Source organism: Methanospirillum sp. (assembly GCF_035560735.1).
In the GTDB taxonomy this organism is placed as follows: domain Archaea; phylum Halobacteriota; class Methanomicrobia; order Methanomicrobiales; family Methanospirillaceae; genus Methanospirillum.
Map to the genome: position 1 here is coordinate 1 of NZ_DATMYY010000352.1, position 8,247 is coordinate 8,247.

The following is an 8,247-nucleotide window of genomic DNA, read 5'->3' on the forward strand; positions in this document are numbered from 1 at the left end:
GAAAGGGCATTGCCTTTATTTGAACCCTGATTTAGTTTTAGGGATTCAATCTTGTGGAATTACAAATCTTTCAGAATTCGTAAACCTCGTTTTGGAAGAGACAATCCTCCTAAATAATCCAGATTACTCTCCAGGGAAACAAGCCAAAATCATTGCTGATAAACTTCGAAAAGAAGTTGCGGCTCAAAGGAAGATCGTTGAAGAGCAACGAACCTTTGAGGAACAAGCTCGGGATCTGGTTGAATCACGAACCAGAGTATTTTCTGAAGTAGCTGATTCCTTTTTTATCAATCAGAGTTCGTGGTTTGGAAAACTCCCAGATCTCGATCCTTATGGTGATCAAGAACCTGCCTGGAGAAGAGCGGTAAAGGTTCTTTCTGATGAGTGTGGGTTCCCTGTCACTGTTGAGGAATGTCAGCGATTTGTTAAATCGAGAGGGTTTGAATCATGACTCCTGACCGTGACATCCTCATCGATCTGCTACACAACCCCGGTAGCACCGAGAGACAACTAACCCACCGAATCCGGAGTTTCTCACCGCATCAGATTAGAGCCGGACTCATCCGACTTGAATCATCCGGAAAAGTTCGTCAAAGGGCTGATTACTACGAGATCACTAGGCAAGGGTTCAATCACCTGTGCCCGGAGGAGGTAGCATGATAGCCTCCGGAGTAGCTCGGCAGGTTATGGATGAGGATGCCATCATCATTGACCTGGACGGGATATCATACATCACAACCATTTCAGCAGCCAAACACGCCATCCAAAACAATGCCCGGGCAAAGCTGATGAGAAAGTATGATGGCAAACTGACATCTGATGGTCTCCTTTTCCCGGCTCAAACAAAAAAGACGGTCTATGCCCATGTTGGATCCAGGCGGTACAGAATGGCGTCCTGGCAATTCGAAGACGTTCTGAAGTCCCCCGGTTGCATTGCACCTGCTCTCTTGTGTCCTCCCCGGGAGGTGACAGTGTGACTCAAGGCAATCTCCCAAAATATTTTTCATTTACTCCTGAAGGGTGCTATCTTTCAGATGAGGGATTCAAAACCCATTGGAATAAGCAAGAGGCAATAGATCGGGCACAAAAAGCAAGAGATGAGATAGCAGAACATGCATGGGAAGGATGGCTTCTCGAAGTAGAAGAGATTTGTTGGGGAGAAATTAGGGGACAATGCCAACAGATTCATCATAAAGAAACTCCAGGGGGAGAGTTCGATTACTCTTGCGACTACGTTTTGAGAAAGGTAAAAAGACCAAAGGCGGCGACATCTTGACTTTGGTAACCCCTCCGGCATGTGGTAGATACTTCATCCAAACCCGGAATTTTTTGATTTACTTCGGCTTGTATGGGTTCGGAAATAACGGCCCATCTCCAGATAATGAAGGCTGCTGGACTGGAGCCCTCTTTGAATGGAGATATCGATTAGGACTATTCTATCTCCAAAAGAAGGGAAGCATCTGGAGGAGAAGATGACCGACCTGGATACCATCTTTGACCTACGAAGAGAACAAAAGGAGACCCCTACCCTCATTCCTCTTCCTCAGGGATTCAGATTAAAATTTGAAAGAGCACTTATGGACCTGAAAAATGAGTACCGCTCATCTGGAGATGAGATATTAAAAGAGCGTATAGATGCCCTAAGCACCTCATTTCAGGAACTTCTAGACGCCAGAGCGGAAATCATCTGGCAATTAGGTTACTCTGCAACATCAGATCCAAACTTTACTATCGATGAAGAATCTGCTTTCAACCATTTAAAAAACGCCTCGTATATTCTCCGAGGTGAAGCATGGGCGAAATTCATATGAGATTTATGATCAATTTCGTTCACGGTCCGGTAAACCCGGAGGCTAAAATAGGGAATTTTCGAAAAGACATCTATATTGGATTGAGAATTCCTGGCACATTAACCGTTGATGAACAAACTAAAAGATCTCTAGAAAAAGCCATGAAAGCGGGTTGTAAGATTGAACTTTGGTCTGAAAAGATCCTAGTGGAAATCGAAGATATTCTTTCCGAAACCTCATTGAAAGAGAATGAAAAAGAAATCGTAAAGAAAACTACAATCCGGTTTACTAACGCATTAAAGTTTTTTGCAGAGGTGGGGAATGGGCAAGTCTAAACGATCGGATGCGACACGAGAATGCCTACAAAAAGTCATTGAAATTAAAAAGGAAGGGTTCAACAAATTGGATCTTCCTCTTGAACTTCGGCAAACGGTCAGCCATCTCATCAGTGCATCATACGTCAAACGTGATCCTGACGGGAAAACCGACTTCATCCTTACATCGGAAGGAAAACGCTATGCAAAATTGCAAGGGTGGGTCTGATGGAGGAGTATCTTATTGCTGTCGACCTTGACAATCTGACAGCAATTAACCACACTGCAAGAGTAACCAAACAAAGCGAAGAAAAAGAATTTCTGTCACATGTCCGTCAATCATCTTCTAACCCGCACAGAATCGTCATCACCAGGTATACTCACGAAGGAGCAACCTCGGCCCCACTGGAGGAAGCATGAACAAAGCCTTTGACTATCGAACAGGAGCGGTTCAGGCTTTGCCAGGATTCGAATTAGGGGCGAATGGGGCATCTATCTGGAATCGTAGAGACATAAAATGGCTCGTAAAAAGCGGAAAGCAGATGCATCCTTTTTACGATCTTTCCATGTTTTCCCTAAAAATTGTCAAAAAGGCATTGAAACGAATAAAAAAAGATTATCCTCATCAAAAAGTTCGGTTTGGTAAATTCCCCCAAAACGGAAAAATATTCTTGGCAATCCAACCAAAGAGCCCAACCCCACCAGATCAATGGATGATTATCGGCCAGGTGGTCACCTCATGATCACCTCTCTCCTCCGGTGTATTCTGATCAATGCATCCTGCATGGTCTGCAGAATCATTATAAGGCCTCTTGTTCACCTCTTTGGACCTGGTCCGGTTCTCTATGCTTGCTCTCAATCAATCTCCCCTACTGACTGGATGGTAGAGGAGAATTTCATCAGGGAGATGGCTCATGAGTAAAAACCCTTGCTTTCATGAGAAGGATTGTGCACAATTTGGGATGTATGATCATTGCATAAGAGAAAAAACAACCCCTATTTGTTGTTGCCATTTCATCCATGAAGATAGAGCATTACCTCAGTGGATAAAATCCAAGATAGAAGCGAGAATCGCGTTTTTTAAGTCCGATAAACACACTTGGACCAAGGAGATGAGAGACGGGGCATTGTTTGCTTATCAGGAGATGTTAAACTATCAGAAAGAGGGCTCCGAATGACTCAACAAACCCTCTTCTCCCCGGAGGAATCACCGGAGCCGAAAGAGTATGAGAAATGGCAATTCCCTGACAATAAAAAAGCACTTGAATTCGCCAATGGGCTGTGTCAGGGAGGAAAATACGTTGGCATACAAATCATCCCGGTAGAGTCAGGTAAACCTGATAGAATCGTAAAGGCGGTGCGAAAATGAAATCAGAATCGAAATATCACAATATCAAAACCATCGTTGACGACATCACGTTCGACAGCAAGAAAGAGGCACGGAGGTATTTAGACCTCAAACTCCTGCAAAGAGCCGGAGAAGTCGTATCGTATTTCAGACAGCCAGAGTTTGTCATCATTAACAAACACCGGAATCCATGGACCGGGAAGATGGAAAGGGAGAACAAGTACAGGGGGGACTTCGCAGTGAAATACAAGGGGATGAATCACTGGGTCATCGAAGACGTAAAGGGCGGGGATGCAACAAAAACTAAAGATTTCCTCCTAAAAAGAAAATTGTTCATCATACGTTACCCGTGCCTGGAGTTGAGATTATTATGAGTAGTTGGTGTGTATCAAACCGGCTTACGTTTCGGGCAAAAAAGCAGGGCAGCCGTGCAGATGTTGAAGCTGAAGCAGAAAAGATATCCATGGAACTCTGCCTGTATGCACAACAGAAATACCCGGATTATATCTTTAATACTCAAACAGCATCCATCATGCAACCCCTTTCTGAGCAGGTGCGATAATGAACGGGAAATGGGGGTGCTCTAAAAGATCCAAAAAAGTCCATTTTTACGTAAATGGGAGATCTCTCTGCGGAAGATCAACAGATCAGCACTGGTCAGAAAACCAAGGGTCGCAATGGGATGAATCAGATCCTTTGACCTGTGAGACCTGCAGGCACATGAAATCTCTGTTTAATAAGGGGTTAATACCCGCTGAATCCAGCAGTTAATACAGGTCTTGCAACACTTACAGTTTTAACAAATAACGCACGATACGTGAATCTTTTTTAATCTACTGCTAATATTCCGGTATGTCATGGTTCGATCCGGCTGACTTCAAGAGACCACTTGAAGCAGAGGTAAGAGCAGCAACCGAACCGTCTACTCCTCGCAGTTGGTCACAGAAAACTTCCGAATACATTCATTGTGTGTTCAGTTCATGTAATGAAGATTGGTATAAGGGTTCTGGGGGCAATGGCGGTTGTGGGAGTTCAGGAGGAGTTTTTTAATGAAATTAAGAATAATCTGCCTCTTGTTCACATTATACTTGATTATTCATATTGCATTAGCAGCACAAGCAACGTTCTCAGTATCTGCAGAAGGTGCGGGCACATTTTTCGTAAATAATGGAGAGCAATGGAATGCTGGCATGGTCGGTAATGGATTCATGCATAATGGTGAACAGTACAACGGTGGAACATCAGCCGACCAAATAGTATCAGGAAATGGGAACTTCCATTATGAAGACTCCTCAACTCTTGATGCAAGAATAAACAACAGATATTCACAATCTGGCTTTTCTGAATTTCATAATGGCGTCAATTTTGGTACTCATTCTTCATTAGCTGATGCATCAGCAAATGTCACAGAACAATATGCCGATGCAACATATGGGGGATTTCTGCAGGAAGCCTATATCAAAAATTCAAAATTCGTCAATAATGCCAATATGTCCGCAGGTCAGCAGGTTGCATGGAACGGGGCAGGACAATATCACGGTTCAGTAAACTATGGTGTCTCTCTCGGCACTGGAGGAAACAGTTCAACGATAGACTACGTCAATGAAGGCCACAAGAAAATCGATATGTATACAAACCAGTCAGGGGGCGGAAATGTCCGCCCAGAATTCTCTTACACTGACTTTTCTGATTCGTACCTTGCGAACATCACCGGTAAGGTGGCTGTAAACCAGACTGCCTTCACCGTCAATTCTACGGAGAACTAAAAAATGGAAGACATTGCGACAGTTGTAACAATTGTAACCTCCTTGGCTACTATTGCAAGTCTTGGATGGGGAATTTGCACCAAAGTAAGTTTTGTGAGGAAGAACCAAACCCTCGGCCAGATGCTTACTGATATCGTCGATTCAGCAAAGAAGACCGCTATCGCATCTGACTATTACCTTCGAGTAACGAGTGATGGAAATCTGACTGTGGAAGAGGGTAAGGAATTTCAGAAACTTGCTGCAGATGCAATAACCTCTCAGATTTATGCTATTGAGTCGATTACCGGGAGACAGATCTACAATTCTTCAGATGTTCCCCTACCATTACCTGTAGGAGGATCTAGAACCTCTACCCTCCCAGAAGGGATCGTCGCTGACAATATAACGCCATCAGACGTTCAACCTCAAGTTGTCAATCAAGTCACCATTAATCAAGTGAACCCCGTAGAACAGTCTACAAACATCGAAACACCAGGAGCAGTGACAGTATGAGTATCAAAATCGTAGGCATTGGCCTTTCAGAAGAGGGTGCAGCACTCCGGGCATCCCCGGCAGTGACCACAGACATCCAGAGTATCGCAGCGACCACCGCAGGAAAGATCTTTGTTGGTATCCAGGGAGACGATCAGGAGATGTTTTCCCTTCAGATGATCTTCGATGGTCAGCCGGTTGAAATCGAACAGAACGAAAAGGGGTTCAATTCGACCATTCGAAAGACCGAAGGCCGGTATGAATCATATGCCATAGACCTCCCGATGAGACTGGTCACTGTCCAGGAACTTCCTCATACTCTGCAGTTCATCATCGGCCAGTATGAGAACGAAGTCTTCACTGAATCATCCCGGTCAGATATCTTCGAACTCTTCACCCCGTCAGAGACTCCGGTCATTGACCCGAAAGTCAGCCCGGCTGACTCTGACTAATCACCTCCTTTGCTCATTCCTGTAGTTCAATTGGCAGAACACCCCTGCGAAGAGCATGCTGGGGGGAGGTAGAAGGTTCGAATCCTTCCGGGAGTATCGCCGGTATGCAGCCCTCCTAAAATATACACGATTACTATACCACACCAGCATGAGCGATTCAGGGACCTTCATCGGCATACCGGCACTCTATCCCGGAAGCGTGACACAACCAGGCTCGCGACCTGGACGGGGTGTAAGCAATGGATTCAATTGGGTCAAATATAACAACCATCGGAGAACTCGGAACTCACATTATCTATATCCGGGGTGCTATTGAGGACATTAACAAACGACAATCAAATCAAGACAACCTAATCCGGAGATTACAAAATAACTGCAACAGGGAAGAGAGATGGGAAATGATCCGGGAAGATGTCAAGGAACTCAAAGAAAGCATCGCTGCGATTAAATCCCGGATTGATGCAATCGAGAAAATATTAGAATCACACACAACAAGGCAATCAACGGTTTGGGAAGTATTCAAAGAATCATTTAACATTTTTTGGGTTGCTGCAGTGGCGATCATAGCGTCGATTGTTGGTGCATATCTTGCCTGGAGATGGAAATGAAAGCCAGGCTCCATCTACCGACAAACTCCAGCCTGTATGGTATGTACAACGGGAAGACTGGGCTTGTGACTTTCTTACCCAGTGGAAGGGCAAAGGTCGTTGTTGAACTCGAAGGACATACAGACATGGATCCGAGCACTGCAATTTTGTATGTTCCTGTGAATCACATTGAGGTTGTCACTAAATGATTGAGATATCCGTAAACGCCCGAAGACCTGCTAGCAGAGTGGACCGTTTTTCCCCGGTTGAACTCGAAGCCCTGGCACTGATTCAACTGAGATGCAATGGAAGGAATTTTATCACTATTGGGGACCTTGACAGTTTTGCACTTGCGGACCCGGAACATTATCCTATCCTAACCTCCCTGGATATCAGACCCAGACGGTGGCAACTCGGACACGTACTCAAACAGATAGGTGCAACGAAGACCAATCAGAAATCAAAGTGCTGGAGGATGCCTGGATCGGTTGGATCGATCCACGAATCCCCCTGATTATGTCGCGTGGTTGCACTGTTTGCGCACATCCTGCGTGTAATGAGATCAACAAACTTTTGGTTAATGGATCATCAAACCGATCCATTGTGGCTCAGTACGGATTGAGCCTGGGAGCAGTACAACGTCATCGATCCCATATTCCGGAGACCATATCAGAAGCTAAGTTTGTCGCCGAAGTTGCAAAGTCAAACGACTTGCTACAGACAACAATGGACCTATTGGAACAAGCACAGGGCATCACCAATAAAGCCCAAGCTGCCGGGGATCTGAAAACGGCATTGGAGGGGATCGGGAAGATAACCGGGGTATTAAAACTCTTAATGCAGGTTACACTCATCCTAACTGAAAAGGAAAGGGAAAAAGAGGCTCCAAGCGTAGAGGACGTTAGACTTGAACTCATTACTAAACTCTCTCGTATCACTGCCACCAGAAGCCCAGAACCAGATAATACTGAGTCTTACCCCTGAACAAGCACTTCTTTTAAAATACGATTGGCAGACATGGGCAAGACCTAATCAGATCGCTCCTCCGGGAGATTGGGATTATTGGCTTATCATGGCCGGTAGAGGATTCGGAAAAACACGAGCTGGTGCAGAGTGGATCATAGAGAAAGCTAAAAAGTATCCGGGTTGCAGGTTAGCAGGCATAGCCAGAACAGCTGCTGATGCCCGGGATACGATGGTGGAAGGCGAATCCGGGATTATCGCCTGTTCTCATCCGGACGATAAACCATTATACGAACCCTCAAAACGCCGTGTTACTTGGCCTAATGGGACAATACTAACTTTATTTTCTGCCGAAGAACCGGATGCACTCCGTGGTCCTCAACATCATTTTATTTGGGCTTATGAATTGGCATCCTGGAAATATGATCAGGAAACCTGGGATATGGCCTTATTGGGACTCCGATTAGGAGATCATCCTCAAGTTTGTATAACCACAACCCCCCGACCCAGTAAGATTGTAAAAGATATCTTAAAGGACCCACAAACGAGAAAGACC

General features: G+C 45.0%; 20 protein-coding genes. All 20 read left to right on the forward strand.

What is annotated here, in order from left to right:
- Window positions 1-451: hypothetical protein (locus VN429_RS10420; protein WP_325633005.1), on the forward strand; the 451-nt coding region annotated here is incomplete at its 5' end.
- 205 nt (window positions 452-656) lie between these two features.
- A complete protein-coding gene (locus VN429_RS10425; RefSeq protein WP_325633007.1) occupies window positions 657-977 on the forward strand; it encodes a hypothetical protein in 321 nt (106 codons plus the stop codon).
- Complete coding sequence (locus VN429_RS10430; protein WP_325633009.1) at window positions 974-1,276, forward strand: hypothetical protein; 303 nt, start codon at window positions 974-976, stop codon at window positions 1,274-1,276. The genes VN429_RS10425 and VN429_RS10430 overlap by 4 nt, the downstream gene beginning before the upstream one ends.
- Window positions 1,277-1,472: 196 nt before the next feature.
- Window positions 1,473-1,811, forward strand: a complete 339-nt coding sequence (locus tag VN429_RS10435; RefSeq protein ID WP_325633011.1) for a hypothetical protein — start codon at window positions 1,473-1,475, stop codon at window positions 1,809-1,811.
- Entirely contained in the window at window positions 1,793-2,125 is a 333-nt protein-coding gene (locus VN429_RS10440; protein WP_325633013.1) for a hypothetical protein, read from the forward strand. Before VN429_RS10435 ends, VN429_RS10440 begins: the two co-directional genes overlap by 19 nt.
- A complete protein-coding gene (locus tag VN429_RS10445; protein ID WP_325633015.1) occupies window positions 2,112-2,333 on the forward strand; it encodes a hypothetical protein in 222 nt (73 codons plus the stop codon). The genes VN429_RS10440 and VN429_RS10445 overlap by 14 nt, the downstream gene beginning before the upstream one ends.
- Window positions 2,333-2,524 carry a hypothetical protein gene (locus tag VN429_RS10450; protein ID WP_325633017.1) on the forward strand — a complete coding sequence of 64 codons (192 nt, stop codon included), beginning with the start codon at window positions 2,333-2,335 and terminating at the stop codon, window positions 2,522-2,524. Before VN429_RS10445 ends, VN429_RS10450 begins: the two co-directional genes overlap by 1 nt.
- The gene (locus tag VN429_RS10455) at window positions 2,521-2,847 is read left to right on the forward strand and encodes a hypothetical protein (protein WP_325633019.1); all 327 of its coding nucleotides are present in this window, start codon (window positions 2,521-2,523) and stop codon (window positions 2,845-2,847) included. Before VN429_RS10450 ends, VN429_RS10455 begins: the two co-directional genes overlap by 4 nt.
- Complete coding sequence (locus VN429_RS10460; RefSeq protein ID WP_325633021.1) at window positions 2,844-3,026, forward strand: hypothetical protein; 183 nt, start codon at window positions 2,844-2,846, stop codon at window positions 3,024-3,026. Before VN429_RS10455 ends, VN429_RS10460 begins: the two co-directional genes overlap by 4 nt.
- 252 nt (window positions 3,027-3,278) lie before the next feature.
- Window positions 3,279-3,473: a hypothetical protein gene (locus tag VN429_RS10465; protein ID WP_325633024.1), complete on the forward strand. Its 195-nt coding sequence runs from the start codon at window positions 3,279-3,281 to the stop codon at window positions 3,471-3,473.
- Complete coding sequence (locus tag VN429_RS10470) at window positions 3,470-3,826, forward strand: DUF1064 domain-containing protein (RefSeq protein ID WP_325633026.1); 357 nt, start codon at window positions 3,470-3,472, stop codon at window positions 3,824-3,826. The genes VN429_RS10465 and VN429_RS10470 overlap by 4 nt, the downstream gene beginning before the upstream one ends.
- Entirely contained in the window at window positions 3,823-4,014 is a 192-nt protein-coding gene (locus tag VN429_RS10475; RefSeq protein ID WP_325633028.1) for a hypothetical protein, read from the forward strand. The genes VN429_RS10470 and VN429_RS10475 overlap by 4 nt, the downstream gene beginning before the upstream one ends.
- Before the next feature lie 487 nt (window positions 4,015-4,501).
- A complete protein-coding gene (locus VN429_RS10480) occupies window positions 4,502-5,218 on the forward strand; it encodes a hypothetical protein (protein WP_325633039.1) in 717 nt (238 codons plus the stop codon).
- 3 nt (window positions 5,219-5,221) lie between these two features.
- Entirely contained in the window at window positions 5,222-5,710 is a 489-nt protein-coding gene (locus VN429_RS10485; RefSeq protein WP_325633041.1) for a hypothetical protein, read from the forward strand.
- Window positions 5,707-6,141, forward strand: coding sequence for a hypothetical protein (locus VN429_RS10490; RefSeq protein WP_325633043.1), 435 nt, complete (start codon window positions 5,707-5,709; stop codon window positions 6,139-6,141). The genes VN429_RS10485 and VN429_RS10490 overlap by 4 nt, the downstream gene beginning before the upstream one ends.
- Window positions 6,142-6,380: 239 nt before the next feature.
- Entirely contained in the window at window positions 6,381-6,749 is a 369-nt protein-coding gene (locus VN429_RS10495) for a hypothetical protein (RefSeq protein WP_325633045.1), read from the forward strand.
- Complete coding sequence (locus VN429_RS10500; protein WP_325633047.1) at window positions 6,746-6,937, forward strand: hypothetical protein; 192 nt, start codon at window positions 6,746-6,748, stop codon at window positions 6,935-6,937. Before VN429_RS10495 ends, VN429_RS10500 begins: the two co-directional genes overlap by 4 nt.
- A complete protein-coding gene (locus tag VN429_RS10505; protein ID WP_325633049.1) occupies window positions 6,934-7,242 on the forward strand; it encodes a hypothetical protein in 309 nt (102 codons plus the stop codon). Before VN429_RS10500 ends, VN429_RS10505 begins: the two co-directional genes overlap by 4 nt.
- Window positions 7,243-7,244: 2 nt before the next feature.
- A complete protein-coding gene (locus VN429_RS10510; protein ID WP_325633051.1) occupies window positions 7,245-7,712 on the forward strand; it encodes a hypothetical protein in 468 nt (155 codons plus the stop codon).
- A gap of 88 nt (window positions 7,713-7,800) precedes the next feature.
- Window positions 7,801-8,247 (forward strand): terminase large subunit domain-containing protein (locus VN429_RS10515; RefSeq protein ID WP_325633053.1); only part of this gene is annotated, 447 nt, incomplete at its 3' end.

Coding starts and splice junctions, on each gene's coding strand:
- VN429_RS10465 (WP_325633024.1), top strand. CDS start 3,279: ATGACTCAACAAACCCTCTTCTCCCCGGAGGAATCACCGGAGCCGAAA.
- VN429_RS10475 (WP_325633028.1), top strand. CDS start 3,823: ATGAGTAGTTGGTGTGTATCAAACCGGCTTACGTTTCGGGCAAAAAAG.
- VN429_RS10495 (WP_325633045.1), top strand. CDS start 6,381: ATGGATTCAATTGGGTCAAATATAACAACCATCGGAGAACTCGGAACT.
- VN429_RS10490 (WP_325633043.1), top strand. CDS start 5,707: ATGAGTATCAAAATCGTAGGCATTGGCCTTTCAGAAGAGGGTGCAGCA.
- VN429_RS10455 (WP_325633019.1), top strand. CDS start 2,521: ATGAACAAAGCCTTTGACTATCGAACAGGAGCGGTTCAGGCTTTGCCA.
- VN429_RS10425 (WP_325633007.1), top strand. CDS start 657: ATGATAGCCTCCGGAGTAGCTCGGCAGGTTATGGATGAGGATGCCATC.
- VN429_RS10485 (WP_325633041.1), top strand. CDS start 5,222: ATGGAAGACATTGCGACAGTTGTAACAATTGTAACCTCCTTGGCTACT.
- VN429_RS10440 (WP_325633013.1), top strand. CDS start 1,793: ATGGGCGAAATTCATATGAGATTTATGATCAATTTCGTTCACGGTCCG.
- VN429_RS10450 (WP_325633017.1), top strand. CDS start 2,333: ATGGAGGAGTATCTTATTGCTGTCGACCTTGACAATCTGACAGCAATT.
- VN429_RS10435 (WP_325633011.1), top strand. CDS start 1,473: ATGACCGACCTGGATACCATCTTTGACCTACGAAGAGAACAAAAGGAG.
- VN429_RS10480 (WP_325633039.1), top strand. CDS start 4,502: ATGAAATTAAGAATAATCTGCCTCTTGTTCACATTATACTTGATTATT.
- VN429_RS10505 (WP_325633049.1), top strand. CDS start 6,934: ATGATTGAGATATCCGTAAACGCCCGAAGACCTGCTAGCAGAGTGGAC.
- VN429_RS10470 (WP_325633026.1), top strand. CDS start 3,470: ATGAAATCAGAATCGAAATATCACAATATCAAAACCATCGTTGACGAC.
- VN429_RS10510 (WP_325633051.1), top strand. CDS start 7,245: ATGTCGCGTGGTTGCACTGTTTGCGCACATCCTGCGTGTAATGAGATC.
- VN429_RS10445 (WP_325633015.1), top strand. CDS start 2,112: ATGGGCAAGTCTAAACGATCGGATGCGACACGAGAATGCCTACAAAAA.
- VN429_RS10500 (WP_325633047.1), top strand. CDS start 6,746: ATGAAAGCCAGGCTCCATCTACCGACAAACTCCAGCCTGTATGGTATG.
- VN429_RS10460 (WP_325633021.1), top strand. CDS start 2,844: ATGATCACCTCTCTCCTCCGGTGTATTCTGATCAATGCATCCTGCATG.